Source organism: Leifsonia sp. Root1293 (assembly GCF_001425325.1).
In the GTDB taxonomy this organism is placed as follows: Bacteria; Actinomycetota; Actinomycetes; order Actinomycetales; family Microbacteriaceae; genus Orlajensenia.
In genome coordinates this window covers 612076-627155 of sequence record NZ_LMEH01000001.1, presented here as the reverse complement: position 1 = coordinate 627155, position 15080 = coordinate 612076, and the positions used below count along the sequence as shown (strand labels likewise).

The window sequence follows — 15080 nt, the reverse complement described above, 5'->3', positions numbered from 1 at the left end:
AGCGTCAAACCGTGAGCTCCTCGGCGGGGGCGGCATCGGCCGCTGCCCGCTCGCGGATGGACCGCACCTTGGCGTCGTGCTTCGACACGCTCTTCTCGCCCTCGCGCAGCAGCGAGTAGAGCGGGGCGGCGAGGAAGACCGTCGACCAGGTGCCGACCAGGATACCTATCAGCAGCGCGAGCGAGATGTCGCGCAGGGTGTCCGCACCGAGCGCGAAGGCTCCGATGAAGAGGATCGACGCGACAGGAAGGGCGGCGATGACGCTGGTGTTGATCGAGCGCACGAGGGTCTGGTTCACCGCGAGGTTCACGGACTCGGCGAACGTGCGTTTGGTCTCGACCACGTCCTCCTGCGTGTTCTCGCGGATCTTGTCGAAGACCACGACGGTGTCGTAGAGCGAGTACGCGAGGATCGTGAGCAGGCCGATGATCGCCGCCGGCGTGACCTCGAATCCGGACGCCGCATAGATGCCCGACGTGATGACGAGGTCGGCGAGCAGCGCGATGATGGCGGCGAGCGACATCTTCCACGTTCGGAAGTAGAGCGCCATGCCCACGGCTGCGAGCAGCAGGAAGACGATCAGGCCCTGGATGGTCTGCCGCGTGATGTCGGCTCCCCAGACGGGTCCGATGAACGACGACGAGACGTCGGCCTCCGTGACGTCGTAGGCGTCCTCGAGGGCCGTAGCGACGTCCTTCGTCTCGGCAGTCGTGAGCTGGTCGGTCTGCACGCGCACGCCGCTGCCGCCGCCCACGATCGTGACGTGAGCCACGGCATCGGGAACGACGGATGCGACGGCATCCGTCGCCGGCTGGGTCTCGGCGTCGCTGACACCGGTGATCTGGAACTGGGAACCGCCGCGGAACTCGATGCCGAGGTTGAAGCCTCCGCGCAGGACCGGGATGAGGATCGAGATCAGCACCAGGGCGCCGACGATGATGAACCAGAGCTTGCGCTTCGCGACGAAGTCGAAGGAGCGCTTGCCCGTGTAGAGGTCGTTGCCGAACGTTGTCAGACGGCTGGCCATCAGGACTCCTTCCCGTTCTTCGAGATATCGCCGGAGCCCGACGGGGTGGTTACGGGCGACTTGGCGGTCGTGGATCCGCCGGACGCGTCGAGCGCCGCGGCCTCTGCGGCCTTGCGCTCTGCGATGGTCTGGCGCTTGGCAGCCTCACGCGAGCTGCTGGCCGCCTTGGCCGCGGTCAGCTGCGTGCTGGTGCGGAACTCGGCGCGACCGCGGTAGACGGCCCCGAGGGCCGTCGGGTCGAGGCCGGACAGCGGATGTCCGCTCGAGAAGAACCGGGTCTGCGCGAGCAGCTGCAGCATGGGGTGGGTGAACAGCACCACGATGATGACGTCGATGACCGTCGTGATACCCAGCGTCACGGCGAAGCCCTTGACGCTGCCGACGGCGATGACGAAGAGCACGATCGCCGCGAGCAAGTTGGTCGCCTTCGATGCGTAGATGGTGCGCAGTGCCCTCTTCCAGCCCGCTTCGACGGCGGAGCCCAGCACGCGGCCGTCACGCAACTCGTCGCGTACGCGCTCGAAGTACACGATGAACGAGTCGGCCGTGAAGCCGATCGCGACGATCACACCGGCGACGCCGGCGAGCGAGAGGCGGTAGCCCTGGTACCACGACAGGATGCAGAGCGTCAGGTAGGTGATGACACCGGCGACGAGCAGCGAGACGATCGTGACGGTGCCGAGCAGGCGGTACTGGAACAGCGAGTATCCGAAGACCAGCAGCAGGCCGATGAGGCCGGCGATGAGGCCGCTCAGCAGCTGAGAGGAGCCGAGGGTCGCCGTGATGGTCTCGGACGACTGCACGGTGAAGCTGATCGGCAGCGCGCCGAACTTCAGCTGATCGGCGAGTGCCTTCGAGGACTCCTGGTCGAAGCTGCCCGAGATCGACGGCTTGCCATCGGTGATGACGCCGTTCATGCTCGGAGCCGAGAGGACCTGGCCGTCGATCACGAAGGCGAACTGGTTGAGCGGCGGTGTGGCGGTCAGGCCGTAGAGGCGCTGGCTGACCTCGCCGAAGTCCTTGGTGCCCTGCTCGTTGAACGTGAGGTTGACGACCCAGCGGCCGGTGGACGCGCCCTGCTGGTTGGTCTCCTGGCCGTTGGTGGCGTCCTTGATGTCCGCACCGTCGACCTCGACGGGGCCGAGCAGGTACTTGACGGTCCCGGTGGTGTCGCAGGTGACGAGGGGAACGTCGGCCGGTGCCGCGTTCGTCGTGGCCGCCTCATCCGAGGAGCAGTCGAACGCGTCGTACTCGGCCTGGAGCGCCGGGGTGATCCAGTTCGTGTCGGAACCGTTCGTCGGGCTCACCGTGGGGGTGGCCCGCAAGGATTCCGTCGGTGACGGCGTCGGCGACGCACTGGCGTCACCGCCGACCGAGGAGTCCGACGGGGCGCCGGCGAGAAGCACCGGACGCAGCTCGAGCTTCGCCGACGACTGGATGCGGTTCTTGGTCTCCTCATCGAGCTCACCCGGAATGGCGACGACGATGTTGCTTCCACCCTGCGTGCTGATCTCGGCCTCGCTGACACCTGAGGCGTCGACGCGCTGGCGGATGATCGAGACGGCCTGGGTGAGCTGCTCATCGGTGACAGTCTGACCCGTCTCGAGCTTGGGCGCGAGGATGATCTGCGTTCCGCCCTCGAGGTCGAGCGCGAGCTTGGGGGTCCATGACCCTCCGCCCCACAGAACGGCCGCGGTGTTGATCGCGACGAGGGCGATGACGATCGCTCCGAGCCACGAGAGGGAACGCCACGCCTTCTTGACGGGTGTCGACTTTGCCACCGAGGGAACTCAGCTTTCTACGCGCGCGCTCGCGCCGCCATCGGCGCGGGTGCGAAGGGGAGGGAGGGTGTCAGTCGTTCGACTTCTTGGGGTCTTGCCCGTCGACGTCGATGTCTCCGACGACCGTGGTGTCGCTGTTGGCCGATTCGTCGATGCGCTCACCGAACTCGGGCTCGGTGGAGAGCTCGTCGTGCGGGGCGTCGACGGCCGTCGACTCCGTGCCGGCGGCAGGCGTGACGACGCGCGCAACGGTCTGGCGGTGAACGGTCAGGACGGTGCCGGGAGTGGTCTCCAGGAGCACCTCGTTCTCCTCCTCATCGATGGAGAGGATGGTGCCGAAGACGCCGAAGTTGGTCATGACCTTGGCACCGGGAACGATCGTGGACTGCAGGTTGGCCTGGTCCTTCGAGCGCTTGCGGCTGTTGCGGAACATGAAGAAGATGAGCAGCGCCAGCACGGCGAGCATGATGAGTGTGATCGGATCCAACGGGGAAAGCCTTCCGGAATGGGCCCCTCAACCACGCCCGTCTGGCGCGGGATACAACATGGGCCAAGTGGAATTATAGGTCATCGAGCGTGAGGCCCACTCCCGGCTGCCTGAGCCCGAAGTGACGCCATCCCTCCGGGGTCGCCATGCGGCCTCGGGGTGTGCGGGTGATGAGACCTATGCGCACCAGGAACGGCTCGACGACGGCCTCGATGGTCTCGGCCTCTTCTCCCACAGACACGGCGAGGGTGTTGAGCCCGACAGGTCCCCCGCCGAAGCGCTCGAGCATCGTCGTCATGACCTGCCGGTCGAGGCGGTCGAGGCCGAGCGAGTCGACCTCGTAGAGATCGAGGGCGGCCCGAACCGAGGCGACATCGGCTCGCGCCATCTCCGAGCCGTCGGTCGGACGCCCGTGCACGAGCGTGTAGTCGCGTACGCGGCGCAGCAGCCGGTTGGCGATACGCGGCGTGCCGCGGCACCGGCCCGCGATCTCGGCGATGGCATCACGGTCGATGCGGAGTTCGAGCAGCCTGGCGGCGCGTTCCAGCACCTGCTCCAGTTCGGAGTCCGCGTAGAACTCCAGGTGCGCCGTGAAGCCGAAGCGGTCGCGCAGCGGATTCGGCAACAGCCCCGATCGTGTGGTTGCACCGACGAGGGTGAACGGCGCGAGATCGAGGGGAACGGATGTCGCCCCTGCACCCTTGCCCACCATGATGTCGATGCGGAAGTCCTCCATGGCGAGGTAGAGCATCTCCTCCGCCGAACGTGCCATGCGGTGGATCTCGTCGATGAAGAGCACCTCCCCCGGAACGAGCGAACTCAACACGGCAGCCAGGTCTCCGGCATGCTGGATGGCCGGGCCGCTCGACATGCGCAGCGGCCTCCCGGCCTCGTGGGCGACGATCATGGCGAGGGTCGTCTTGCCGAGCCCGGGCGGGCCGGCGAGAAGGATGTGGTCAGGCGTGCGCTGCTGCATGGTCGCGGCGGTGAGGAGGAGCTGCAGCTGGCCGCGCACCTTGGTCTGTCCGACGAACTCGCCGAGGGATCGTGGTCGCAGCGCACCCTCGAAGGCGAGTTCGGACTCGCTCTCGAGCTCGGGGTTCGTGAGATCGAGATCGGTCATGCCCGGCTCCCGCTCTGGGTGGCCGGACCGAGACGCGACAGCGCCTGGCGCAGGGCGACGGGAACGCTGATGTCGGGAGTCTCACCCATGATCTCCTCGACGGCCGTCGCCGCGACGCGCTCCGACCAACCGAGGCCGACGAGGGCGGCGACGACGCTCTCGCCCGTGCTCGACGCCGGGACGGATGCGGGGGCCGGAGCCGCCCCGGGAGCCACGAGGAGCTTGCCCGTGAGGGAGAGCACGATGAGCTTCGCGGTCTTGGGCCCGATTCCGCTGACCTTGCGGAAGGCCGCGTCATCCTCCGTGGCCACGGCACGGGCGATCTGATCGGGCGAGAGGGCGGCGAGCACGCCGAGGGCTGACTTCGGGCCGACGCCGGTCACACCCATGAGCACCTCGAAGACACTGAGCTCCTCGGCCGTCGGGAACCCGAACAGGGTGAGCGAGTCCTCGCGCACCACCAGCGTCGTGAGCAGACGCGCCTCGTCGCCGATGCGCACGGACAGGGCAGCAGCCGGCGTGGTGAGGACCGAGAAGCCGACGCCGCCGACCTCGAGGACGACTGTGCCGCCCAGGGCCGAGAGGACTGTGCCGCGAAGGGAGGAGATCACCGACTCAGCCTACGGGCGCCCGCCGACGCCGAGGCGCTGCGCTCCGCGGCGCGCCACGCTTCCTGCGCGGGGGTGAGCGCCCCTCCGCCCGCCGGCGCTCCCGGCGTTCCGGAACGCCAGGCATGGCAGAGCGCGAGCGCCAGGGCGTCGGCGGCATCCGCGGGCTTCGGAACGGACTCGAGGCCGAGGATCCGGGCGACCATCGCTCCCACCTGCGCCTTGTCGGCGCGGCCGTAGCCCGTGATCGCCGCCTTCACCTCACTCGGCGTGTGCAGCGAGACCGGCAGGGCTCGTTTGGCCGCCAGGTACATCGCGACGCCCGAGATCTGGGCGGTGCCCATGATCGTCGACACGTCGCTGCGGGCGAAGACCCGCTCCAGCGCGACGGTTTGGGGCCGGTGCTCGTCGAGGATCGCCTCGAGCCCGGCAGCGACATGGGCCAGCCGCTGTTCGATCGGCAGCTCGGGCGACGAGCGGATGACCACGACGTCGACGAGCTTCGCCGTCCGGTCCGGCGCCACGTCGATGACGCCGACGCCGCACCGGGTCAGGCCGGGGTCGACGCCGAGCACCCGCACGGCGGGCTACTCGTCTGCTTCGAGTTCGGCCTGCGCCTCGGCGCTCAGGTCGAGGTTCGTGTAGATGTTCTGCACGTCGTCCGAGTCCTCGAGGGCGTCGATGAGACGGAACACCTTGCGGGCAGTCTCGGCGTCGACCTCGATCTTGAGGCTCGGCACGAAGGCCACGTCGGCGGAGTCGTAGTCGATCCCGGCCTCCTGGAGGGCGGTACGGGTCGCGACGAGCTGCGACGGGTCGGTGAGGATCTCGAAGGTCTCGCCCTCGTCGGTGACCTCTTCGGCGCCGGCCTCGAGCACCGCCATCAGGACATCGTCCTCGGTCAGGCCGTCGGCGTGCGAGACGACGATGAGGCCCTTGCGGTGGAAGTTGTACGCGACGCTGCCCGGGTCGCCCATCGTGCCGCCGTTGCGGCTGACGGCCGTGCGCACGTCGGCCGCGGCGCGGTTCTTGTTGTCCGTGAGGCACTCGATGAGCATCGCGACGCCGTTCGGACCGTAGCCCTCGTACATGATCGTCGTGTAGTCGACGGCCTCACCGGTGAGGCCTGCGCCGCGCTTGACCGCGCGGTTGATGTTGTCGATCGGGACCGACGTCTTCTTCGCCTTCTGGATGGCGTCGACGAGGGTGGGGTTACCCGCCAGATCGGCACCGCCCATCTTGGCGGCGACCTCGATGTTCTTGATCAACTTGGCGAACGACTTGGCGCGACGCGAGTCGATGATCGCCTTCTTGTGCTTGGTCGTTGCCCACTTGGAATGCCCTGACATGCCTTCGATTCTACCCATCGCCGGTCGGCCCGCCATGCAGCCGTGCCGACAGGGGCCGGGTCCCGTGGAGCGCCGCCCGTCGAGGCGAACGCTCGAGCGGAACGCGAGCGGATCAGGCGAGCAGATCAGGCGAGCAGCTTCAGCAGGGTGCGCAGGTTGCGGTTCGTGGTGGTCGAGCGATACCTGGCCTTGCCTGCGATCTTCGAGAACGGGCTGTCCACGCCGACATCACGGCGGTTGTGCCAGTAGATGACGTGCTCCCCCGCCGCGATCACATCGTCGGACGGATCGAGAGCGGCGCCGAGGCCGAGGAGTTCGGCGAGCACGGCGTCGTCGGAGCCGAACAGCACGTACGGATGCCACCCGCTGCGCTCGGCGTCGAACGGGAAGGCGTCGACGATGGACTGGAGATCGTCGAGGCCCACCAGCACGATCCAGGCGTCGTAGCCGAAGCGCTCGCGCAGTGCCTTCTCGATCGTCGCCTTCAGCACTGCCGGATCGGCGACATCCGTCGCGTCGAATCGCACGTTGCCGCTGGCGAGCACCGTCTTCACGGAGCCGAAGCCGAGGGCGGAGAACAGCTCGGCGAGGTCGACGGACAGGATCTTCACCCCGTTGACATTGACGCCGCGGAGCAGCGCCACGTACCTCTTCTCGACCATGGGCTCATCCTCCCCCACTCCGCCGACAGCGCGCTCGATCAGGCGGCGGCGCGCACCTTGCCGAGGAAGTACTCGTGGATGCGGTAGTCGCCCGTCACCTCGGGGTGGAACGAGGTCCCGAGCAGATTGCCCTGCTCGACGGCGACGCATCGCCCGTCGGCCAGGGTGGCGAGAGGGGTGGCGGACTCTCCGACGGACTCCACGATGGGCGCGCGGATGAAGACGGCGTGCATCGGCTCGCCGCCGAGCACGGGCACGTCGAGGTCGGTCTCGAAGGAGTGCGTCTGCGATCCGAAGGCATTCCGGCGCACCGACACGTCGAGTCCGCCGATGCTCTCCTGACCCCGGATGCCGTCGAGCACGGTGTCCGCCAGCATGATGAGCCCGGCGCAGGTGCCGTAGACGGGGAGTCCACCGCCGACGGCGTCGCGCAAGGGCTCCGCGAGCCCGAAGGTGCGTGCGAGCTTGTCCATCACACTGGACTCCCCACCGGGGATGACCAGGCCGTCGACGGCGGCGAGCTCCTCGGGGCGACGCACGAGAGTGACGTCGGCCCCGAGGGTGCGCATGACCTGGGCGTGCTCACGGAAGTCGCCCTGCAGGGCGAGCACGCCGATGCGAGGTGCTACCACCCGCGCTCGGCGAGGCGGTGCGGAGCGGCGAGGTCGGAGACGTTGATGCCGACCATGGCCTCGCCGAGGCCGCGGGAGACGTCGGCGATGACCGCGGGGTCGTCGTAGAAGGTGGTGGCCTTGACCACGGCAGCCGCCCGCTGGGCCGGGTTGCCCGACTTGAAGATGCCGGATCCGACGAAGACGCCGTCGGCGCCGAGCTGCATCATCATGGCCGCGTCGGCCGGAGTCGCGACGCCGCCGGCGGTGAACAGCACGACGGGGAGCTTTCCGGTCTCGGCGATCTCGACGACGAGGTCGTACGGAGCCTGGAGCTCCTTGGCCGCGACGTAGAGCTCGTCCTTCGACATCGACGACAGAGCTGCGATCTCGCTCTTGATCTTGCGGATGTGCTTGGTCGCCTCGGAGACGTCGCCGGTGCCGGCCTCGCCCTTGGAGCGGATCATGGCTGCACCCTCGTTGATACGACGGAGAGCCTCGCCCAGGTTGGTCGCACCGCAGACGAACGGAACGTTGAAGCCCCACTTGTCGATGTGGTTGACGTAGTCGGCGGGGCTCAGCACCTCGGACTCGTCGATGTAGTCGACGTCGAGCGCCTGGAGAACCTGCGCCTCGACGAAGTGGCCGATACGGGCCTTGGCCATGACGGGGATGGAGACCTCGGCGATGATCGCCTCGATCAGGTCGGGATCGCTCATGCGGGCGACACCACCCTGCGAACGGATGTCGGCGGGAACGCGCTCGAGAGCCATGACGGCGACGGCGCCGGCATCCTCGGCGATACGGGCCTGCTCGGGGGTGACGACGTCCATGATGACGCCGCCCTTCAGCATCTCGGCGAGTCCGCGCTTGACGCGGCTCGAACCGAACTGCTGGGAGGAAGTGCTATCGGTCATGAACGCCAAGTGTATTCGTCCCGGGAGGGTCGCCGAGACCGCGACCGTCTCCCGACGACTCGGTGGGAGAATCGGAGGGTGAAGATCCTCTCGATTCAGTCCGCTGTCGCCTACGGCCACGTCGGGAACTCGGCCGCCGTGTTCCCGCTCCAGCGCATCGGGGTGGAGGTGCTCCCCGTCTACACGGTCACCTTCTCCAACCACACCGGCTACGGAGCCTGGCGCGGTCCGCTCATCAGCCCGGCCGACGTCGCCGACGTCATCACCGGCATCGAGGAACGCAGCGTCTTCCCCGCGATCGACGTCGTGCTCTCCGGCTATCAGGGCGGCGCCGGCATCGGCGACGTCATTATCGACGCCGTCGCCCGCGTCAAGGCGGCGAATCCGGATGCGATCTACTCCTGCGACCCGGTGATGGGCAACGCGAAGTCCGGATGCTTCGTGGCACCCGAGATCCCCGTGCTCCTTCGGGAGTGGGTCGTCCCGGTCGCCGACATCATCACGCCCAACCAGTTCGAGCTGGGATACCTCACGGGTACCGAGCCCGACAGCCTGGAGTCGACGCTCGCCTCGGTGGACCTGGCTCGGGCGATGGGACCGAGAACGGTTCTCGTGACGAGTGTCGAGCGCCCCGATCGCGAGGCGGGAACCATCGAGATGCTGGCCGTCGACGACACCGGCGCCTGGATCGTGCAGACACCGTTGCTGCCGCTGAAGGCCAACGGCTCCGGAGATGTGACGGCTGCCCTCTTCACAGCGCACTACGTCCGAAGCGGCGACGCCGCCGATGCGCTGGCTCGAACCGCGTCGAGCGTCTTCGACCTGCTCGCTCGCACCCACGAGTCCGGTGAGCGCGAACTGCAGCTCGTCGAATCGCAGGAGGCCTACGCGCACCCGAGGATGCAGTTCACGACACGACAGGTGCGCTGAGACCGACGACCTTGGTTGGTCGAGCAGCGCCCGAGCGCAGCGAGGATGCGTATCAAGACCATCCTCGCCGCCGGATGCGGTCTCGATACGCCGGCTCCTTCGTCGCGGGCTACTCGACCTTCGAGGTCGGCCAGGCGTCCGCGATCGCCTGCCTGGTCTCGCCCAGCAGACGCGGGATGGCCTTCGTCTCGGCGATGATCGGGAAGAAGTTCGCGTCGGTCGCCCAGCGCGGAACGATGTGCTGATGCAGGTGGTCTGCGACGCCGGCACCGGCGACCTTGCCCTGGTTCATGCCGATGTTGAAGCCGTCGCAGTTGGAGACCCGACGGACGACCCGCATGGCGATCTGCGTCAGTTCGGCGATCTCGGCGACCTCCTCCGCGGTCGCGTCGTCGTACAACGCGACGTGCCGGTACGGGCAGACCAGCAGGTGACCGCTGTTGTAGGGGAAGAGGTTCAGCAGCACGTAGGCGTGCTCGCCCCTCGCCACGATGAGCGCTGTCTCGTCGTCGAGTTTCGGGGCAGCGCAGAACGGGCAGTTCTCCTCGTGCGGAGTCGGCCCGCCCTCGATGTAGACCAGCCGGTGCGGCGTCCACAGTCGCTGGAACGCATCCGGAACAGCCGCGAAGTCCGCCGAGCTCTCCAGCCCGGTGAACCCGCCATGCCCGTCGGTCATCAGATCTGCCCGGCGCTGGTCACCTGCGCATGCGACGCGATGGCGGCGCGGATGCGGCTGATCGCCTCGTCGACGGGCACGCCGTTCTCCTGGGTGCCGTCACGGAACCTGAAGCTCACCGATCCCGCTGCTCGATCCTGCTCGCCCGCGATGAGCTGGAACGGCACCTTCAGCTTGGTGTGGTTGCGGATCTTCTTCTGCATCCGGTCGTCGGACGCGTCGAGCTCGGCGCGCACGCCGGCGGCCTTGAGCCGGCCGATCACGTCGCCCAGGTAGTCGACGTAGTCCTCGGCGATCGGGATGCCGACCACCTGCACTGGCGCGAGCCAGACGGGGAAGGCGCCGGCATAGTGCTCGAGCAGGATGGCGAAGAAGCGTTCGATGGACCCGAGCAGGGCGCGGTGGATCATCACCGGCTGCTGGCGGGTGCCGTCATTGGCCGTGTACTCCAATTCGAACCGCTCGGGCTGGTTGAAGTCCAGCTGCACGGTCGAGAGCTGCCAGGTGCGGCCGATCGCGTCGCGGGCCTGCACGGAGATCTTCGGGCCGTAGAAGGCCGCTCCGCCCGGATCGTCAACGAGCTCGAGGCCGGACTCGATGGCGACCTGACGCAGCGTCTCGGTCGCCTCCTCCCAGGCCGCATCGTCGCCGACGAACTTCTCGGGATCCTTCGTGGAGAGTTCGAGGTAGAAGTCGTCGAGGCCGTAGCCGCGCAGCGTCTCCAAGACGAACTCGAGCTGGCTGGCGACCTCGCCGCGCACCTGTTCCGGGGTGACGTAGACGTGGGCGTCGTCCTGGGTGAGTCCTCGCACACGGGTGAGCCCGGCGAGGGTTCCGCTCTTCTCGTAGCGGTACACGGTGCCGAACTCGGCCAGGCGCAGCGGCAGTTCGCGGTAGCTGCGTCCGCGCGCCCGGAAGATCAGGTTGTGGAACGGGCAGTTCATGGGCTTCAGGTAGTAGTCCTGGCCCTGGCGGGTGACGTGGCCCTCCGCATCCGTCTCCTGGTCGAGGTGCATGGCCGGGAACATGCCGTCCTTGTACCACTGCAAGTGGCCGCTGGTCTCGAACAGCGAGCCCTTCGTGATGTGCGGCGAGTTGACGAGCTCGTAGTCCGCAGCGATCAGGCGCTCCTGCATGTACTTCTCGATCTCGTGACGGATGATGCCGCCGCGGGGATGGAAGACGGCGAGGCCGGAGCCGATCTCGTCGGGGAAGCTGAACAGGTCGAGCTCGGCGCCGAGCTTGCGGTGGTCGCGCTTGAGCGCCTCCTCCATGCGGGCCTGGTAGGCGCGCAGCTCGTCCTTCGTCGGCCACGCGGTGCCGTAGATGCGCTGCAGCTGCTTGTTCTTCTCCGAGCCGCGCCAGTAGGCGGCAGCCACACGCGACAGGGCGTAGCCGTTGCCGATCATCCGCGTGTTCGGCAGGTGCGGGCCGCGGCACAGGTCCTTCCAGACCGTCTCGCCCGTGCGCGGGTCGACGTTGTCGTAGATGGTCAGTTCGGCACCGCCGACCTCGACCGACTCTCCGTCGTCGTGGCTGCCGGCTCCCTCGGTCGGGTGGCCTTTGAGCCCGATGAGCTCGAGCTTGTACGGCTCGTTCGCGAGTTCTGCGCGGGCCTCGTCCTCGGTCACGACGCGGCGCACGAAGCGCTGGCCCTGACGGATGATGCGGTCCATGGCCTTCTCGAGGGGCTTGAGGTCCTCGAGGGCGAACGGGGTCTCGACGTCGAAGTCGTAGTAGAACCCGTCGGTCACGGGAGGGCCGATGCCGAGCCTGGCCTCCGGGTTGATCGACTGCACGGCCTGGGCGAGCACGTGGGCGGCCGAGTGGCGCAGGATCGTGAGGCCGTCGGGAGAGTCGATCGTGACGGGCTCGACGGTGTCGGCATCCGTCACCGTCGTCGCCAGGTCCTTGAGCTCCCCGTTGACGCGCATCGCGACAACGGACCGGTCGGTGAAAAGCTCGAAGCCGTCAGCCACTGTCGTTTACTCCCTTTGTACGTTGTAGAACCTCTCAATCATAGAAGGGGCCGCGAAACGCTCCCGACGCCGCTCGCCTAGGCTGCCGTCATGGCCTGGTGGAACCTGCGACACCCGATCGACGCGCTTCGCCGGGCCCGGGTGCTACCGCCCTGGGTGCGGCGCCTCGACCAGGCCACGGCCGCGCGCATCAACGCACGCCACACGATGCGCGGGGTCGACACCGTCTACGTCGCCGTCTCGAGCGCTGCGAACCGCGGCGTGCTGTGGTTCGCCATCGCCGGGGTGCTCGCCCTGCTCGGCGACCGGCGGGCAGCCGTCCGCGGGGTGCTGTCTCTCCTGGTCGCCAGCGCGACGGCCAACCTCGTCGGCAAGCAGCTGTTCGGCGGGGCCAGACCGGTCATCGACGCCGTCCCCCATGGTCGACGCCTGCGGACCACTCCCACGTCGGGTTCATTCCCGTCCGGCCACTCGGCGAGCGCCGCAGCCTTCGCGGCCGGCGTGGCCATCCAGTCGCCCATCGCCGGAGCCGTCGTCGCACCGCTCGCCGGAGCGGTGGCGTACTCCCGCCTGCACACGGGGGCGCACTGGCTGTCGGATGTCGTCGGAGGCGTCGGCATCGGACTCGGGGTCGCTTCCGCGGGCGCACTCCTGGTGCCGGCGCATCCCCGGAACAGGCCGGGGCCCGTGGGGGCGTCGCATGCCGTGCGCGACGACCTCCCGGCGTCGACCGACGGCGCCGGCGTGTTCGTGATCGTCAATCCGGGCTCCGGACAGCCGGGCGAGGGGGAACACATCCTCCGTCTGCTCCGGCGGCGCCTGCCTGCCGCCGCGGTGCACAGGCTCTCAGAAGGAGAGGATGTGGCCACCCTTCTCCGCTCGACGCTGGAGTCGGACGCCCCTCCCCGCGTGCTCAGCATCTCAGGAGGCGACGGGACGGTCGCCTGCGTCGCCCACGTCGCTCGGGAGGCCGGGCTGCCGTTGCTGGTGATCCCCGGCGGCACCTTCAACCACTTCGCCAAGGCGATCGGCGCGCTCACTCCCGATGCGGCACTCGACGCGCTCGCCACGGGCACCGGGCTGCGCGTCGACGTCGGGGAGTTGCGGGTGGCCGACGCTGCGCCTGTCACCGTTCTGAACACCATGTCGATCGGCCTCTACCCGGAGTTCGTGCAACGGCGCGAGAAGATCCAGAAGGCGATCGGAAAGCCTCTCGCCACCCTCGCCTCGGCCGTCGGCATCCTGAGCTCGACCGAACCCGTCGAGCTCTCGGCCCGCGGCGAGCGCGGTCGCGCCTGGTCGCTCTTCGTCGGCATCGACCGCTACGACCCCTCAGGTTCCGCCGCACCCCTTCGACGCAGTGGAGTGGACGACGGAGTTCTCGACGTGCGCGTGCTCCGCGCCGGATCCAGGGCACGTACCCGTGGAGCGGCCGCCCTCATCCTCGGGCGTCGCTCCGACAGCGTGCTGCACGCGCTGTCGCTGTGGTCGCCGCGCCGCTCCATCGCCGCCTACACGACCCGGGAGCTCGAGGTGGAGGTGCACGGCGAGCCCACCGCACTCGGCTATGCCCATGACGGCGAGGCGACGGATGCCGCTGCAGCGGCAGACGGGCGCTACACCGTGTCGATGCGCCTCATTCCTGACGCCGTCACCGTGTACAGCCCGCAACCGACGACTCACCCCGGTTCGAACACCCGCTGACAGCACGTCAGAGGAGGACACGAACCAAGCGGCTGGGACTGGTGGAGCCGCGCGAGCTGTCCGTGCCTCCCATCACGGCGACCACACTGTGCAGTCCCCGTTTCAGCCCGGGAAGCCTCACCACGCCCGAAGCGGACCCGGCCCCCGTGACCTGCACCTCGCCGCTCGCCTTCCCATCGACGAAGACCGTCACGGTGCCGGTGATGGGCTGGCCGTCCGGCGCGAAGACGGAGACGAGTGCGCGGACAGTCGTCCGTCCGGACAGTGCCAGGGTGCGGTCGAGGCGCAGCGCGGTCTGAGTCGTGGCCTTCTCGACGACGGCCAGCCGCGTCTGCCACCGTCGCTGAAGCACCTGTTCCGGCGTCGTCGACGTTCCCGGGATGGTGGAGGTCACCTGCACCGAGAGGCCGATCGACTCCCCGGGCTCTGCAGGGATGCCCACCGGGATGGTCAGGCCGACCACGTCGCCCGCCGCCGTGATGGCGACATCTGCCGCGGGGCCAGCCGCAGTCCCGCCTCCGGTGCTGATCTCGGTGACGACCTCGTAGCGGGAGCCGGCAGGGAACCAGGCGTTGGCCGCTCCCCGGATGCGCAACCGCTCGCCGAGGGCGACCGGGGTGTCGGTGGCATACGAGCCACCGTCGAGCGGCTCGTACTCGGTGAGTCGGACGTAGGTCTGCGGATCGTGCCTCAACACGACTGTCGCCGGTGCATCGGCAGCCGCTGTCATCGTCCACCGCACTCGAGACGTGCTCTCCGACTGGGAGGAGCATTCGGCGACGTACGGCCCGCCGGATAGAGAGACCGATCCCGACGGGACGGTCATCACGAACGGCGGTGACTGCCCCACCTCGTCCTCGCCCCAGTAACGCTCGGCGACCACGGCGCCCGTGGCATCCGCGAGTGTGCAGGCGAGTTCGTAGAGGGGATCGAAGGGCGGGCTGATCTCCAACGACGATGTGGCCGACCCGATCGGGATCACCTTCGAGGAGGGGCTCTGCGCGCCGTACTCGCTGAGGTAGCTCGAGTCCCCTCCTGCGCCGACCGGCAGCTCGATCGCCGGCACAGTCGGTGGCACTGCCTGCGCCGGTGCGGCCGTGGCGAGCGAGACTGCGACCATCGTGGCTGTCGCGATCCCCGCAGCGACCAGTCGTGAACGGAACTTCATGGGGTCCCCCGCAATGCGAATCCGGTTCGGATCTTCAGGTCCTGCGCCAGTCTGCGCG

15 protein-coding genes are annotated in these 15080 nt (G+C 68.4%); 2 read left to right on the top strand and 13 right to left on the bottom strand.

The window, feature by feature from the left end:
• Window positions 1–4: 4 nt before the first annotated feature.
• The 10 genes from secF to pdxS form a co-directional block, all read right to left on the bottom strand.
• Complete coding sequence (secF, locus tag ASC59_RS02835) at window positions 5–1027, bottom strand: protein translocase subunit SecF (RefSeq protein ID WP_055818156.1); 1023 nt, start codon at window positions 1025–1027, stop codon at window positions 5–7.
• The gene (gene secD / locus ASC59_RS02830) at window positions 1027–2808 is read right to left on the bottom strand and encodes a protein translocase subunit SecD (protein WP_055818154.1); all 1782 of its coding nucleotides are present in this window, start codon (window positions 2806–2808) and stop codon (window positions 1027–1029) included. The genes secF and secD overlap by 1 nt, the downstream gene beginning before the upstream one ends.
• 70 nt (window positions 2809–2878) lie before the next feature.
• Window positions 2879–3295: a preprotein translocase subunit YajC gene (gene yajC / locus ASC59_RS02825; RefSeq protein WP_235492555.1), complete on the bottom strand. Its 417-nt coding sequence runs from the start codon at window positions 3293–3295 to the stop codon at window positions 2879–2881.
• Between the two features lie 73 nt (window positions 3296–3368).
• Window positions 3369–4418, bottom strand: coding sequence for a Holliday junction branch migration DNA helicase RuvB (gene ruvB / locus ASC59_RS02820; protein WP_055818152.1), 1050 nt, complete (start codon window positions 4416–4418; stop codon window positions 3369–3371).
• Entirely contained in the window at window positions 4415–5029 is a 615-nt protein-coding gene (gene ruvA, locus ASC59_RS02815) for a Holliday junction branch migration protein RuvA (protein ID WP_055818150.1), read from the bottom strand. Before ruvA ends, ruvB begins: the two co-directional genes overlap by 4 nt.
• On the bottom strand, window positions 5026–5607 hold the full coding sequence (gene ruvC, locus ASC59_RS02810) for a crossover junction endodeoxyribonuclease RuvC (RefSeq protein ID WP_055818149.1): 582 nt from the start codon (window positions 5605–5607) through the stop codon (window positions 5026–5028). The genes ruvA and ruvC overlap by 4 nt, the downstream gene beginning before the upstream one ends.
• 6 nt (window positions 5608–5613) lie before the next feature.
• Window positions 5614–6375, bottom strand: coding sequence for a YebC/PmpR family DNA-binding transcriptional regulator (locus ASC59_RS02805; protein WP_055818147.1), 762 nt, complete (start codon window positions 6373–6375; stop codon window positions 5614–5616).
• A 125-nt stretch (window positions 6376–6500) separates the two neighbouring features.
• Window positions 6501–7037, bottom strand: coding sequence for a DUF1697 domain-containing protein (locus tag ASC59_RS02800; RefSeq protein WP_055818145.1), 537 nt, complete (start codon window positions 7035–7037; stop codon window positions 6501–6503).
• Window positions 7038–7075: 38 nt separating this feature from the next.
• Window positions 7076–7606, bottom strand: a complete 531-nt coding sequence (gene pdxT / locus ASC59_RS02795; protein WP_235492686.1) for a pyridoxal 5'-phosphate synthase glutaminase subunit PdxT — start codon at window positions 7604–7606, stop codon at window positions 7076–7078.
• 56 nt (window positions 7607–7662) lie between these two features.
• A complete protein-coding gene (gene pdxS, locus ASC59_RS02790; RefSeq protein WP_055822726.1) occupies window positions 7663–8565 on the bottom strand; it encodes a pyridoxal 5'-phosphate synthase lyase subunit PdxS in 903 nt (300 codons plus the stop codon).
• A 78-nt stretch (window positions 8566–8643) separates the two neighbouring features.
• Here pdxS and pdxY point away from each other — a divergent pair, with 78 nt between their 5' ends.
• Complete coding sequence (gene pdxY / locus ASC59_RS02785; RefSeq protein ID WP_055818141.1) at window positions 8644–9495, top strand: pyridoxal kinase PdxY; 852 nt, start codon at window positions 8644–8646, stop codon at window positions 9493–9495.
• A 109-nt stretch (window positions 9496–9604) separates the two neighbouring features.
• On the opposite strand, the gene ASC59_RS02780 is transcribed toward pdxY, so the two are convergent.
• A complete protein-coding gene (locus tag ASC59_RS02780; RefSeq protein WP_055818139.1) occupies window positions 9605–10171 on the bottom strand; it encodes an HIT family protein in 567 nt (188 codons plus the stop codon).
• A complete protein-coding gene (gene thrS, locus ASC59_RS02775; RefSeq protein ID WP_235492685.1) occupies window positions 10171–12105 on the bottom strand; it encodes a threonine--tRNA ligase in 1935 nt (644 codons plus the stop codon). Before thrS ends, ASC59_RS02780 begins: the two co-directional genes overlap by 1 nt.
• A 135-nt stretch (window positions 12106–12240) precedes the next feature.
• Between thrS and ASC59_RS02770 the strand changes: the two genes are divergently transcribed.
• Complete coding sequence (locus tag ASC59_RS02770; RefSeq protein ID WP_055818135.1) at window positions 12241–13854, top strand: bifunctional phosphatase PAP2/diacylglycerol kinase family protein; 1614 nt, start codon at window positions 12241–12243, stop codon at window positions 13852–13854.
• Window positions 13855–13861: 7 nt separating this feature from the next.
• On the opposite strand, the gene ASC59_RS02765 is transcribed toward ASC59_RS02770, so the two are convergent.
• The gene (locus ASC59_RS02765; RefSeq protein WP_055818133.1) at window positions 13862–15022 is read right to left on the bottom strand and encodes an Ig-like domain-containing protein; all 1161 of its coding nucleotides are present in this window, start codon (window positions 15020–15022) and stop codon (window positions 13862–13864) included.
• Between the last annotated feature and the right edge of the window lie 58 nt (window positions 15023–15080).

Coding starts and splice junctions, on each gene's coding strand:
- ASC59_RS02770 (WP_055818135.1), top strand. CDS start 12,241: ATGGCCTGGTGGAACCTGCGACACCCGATCGACGCGCTTCGCCGGGCC.
- ASC59_RS02805 (WP_055818147.1), bottom strand. CDS start 6,375: ATGTCAGGGCATTCCAAGTGGGCAACGACCAAGCACAAGAAGGCGATC.
- ruvB (WP_055818152.1), bottom strand. CDS start 4,418: ATGACCGATCTCGATCTCACGAACCCCGAGCTCGAGAGCGAGTCCGAA.
- pdxT (WP_235492686.1), bottom strand. CDS start 7,606: ATGCGCACCCTCGGGGCCGACGTCACTCTCGTGCGTCGCCCCGAGGAG.
- pdxS (WP_055822726.1), bottom strand. CDS start 8,565: ATGACCGATAGCACTTCCTCCCAGCAGTTCGGTTCGAGCCGCGTCAAG.
- ASC59_RS02765 (WP_055818133.1), bottom strand. CDS start 15,022: ATGAAGTTCCGTTCACGACTGGTCGCTGCGGGGATCGCGACAGCCACG.
- ASC59_RS02800 (WP_055818145.1), bottom strand. CDS start 7,037: ATGGTCGAGAAGAGGTACGTGGCGCTGCTCCGCGGCGTCAATGTCAAC.
- ASC59_RS02780 (WP_055818139.1), bottom strand. CDS start 10,171: ATGACCGACGGGCATGGCGGGTTCACCGGGCTGGAGAGCTCGGCGGAC.
- thrS (WP_235492685.1), bottom strand. CDS start 12,105: ATGCGCGTCAACGGGGAGCTCAAGGACCTGGCGACGACGGTGACGGAT.
- secF (WP_055818156.1), bottom strand. CDS start 1,027: ATGGCCAGCCGTCTGACAACGTTCGGCAACGACCTCTACACGGGCAAG.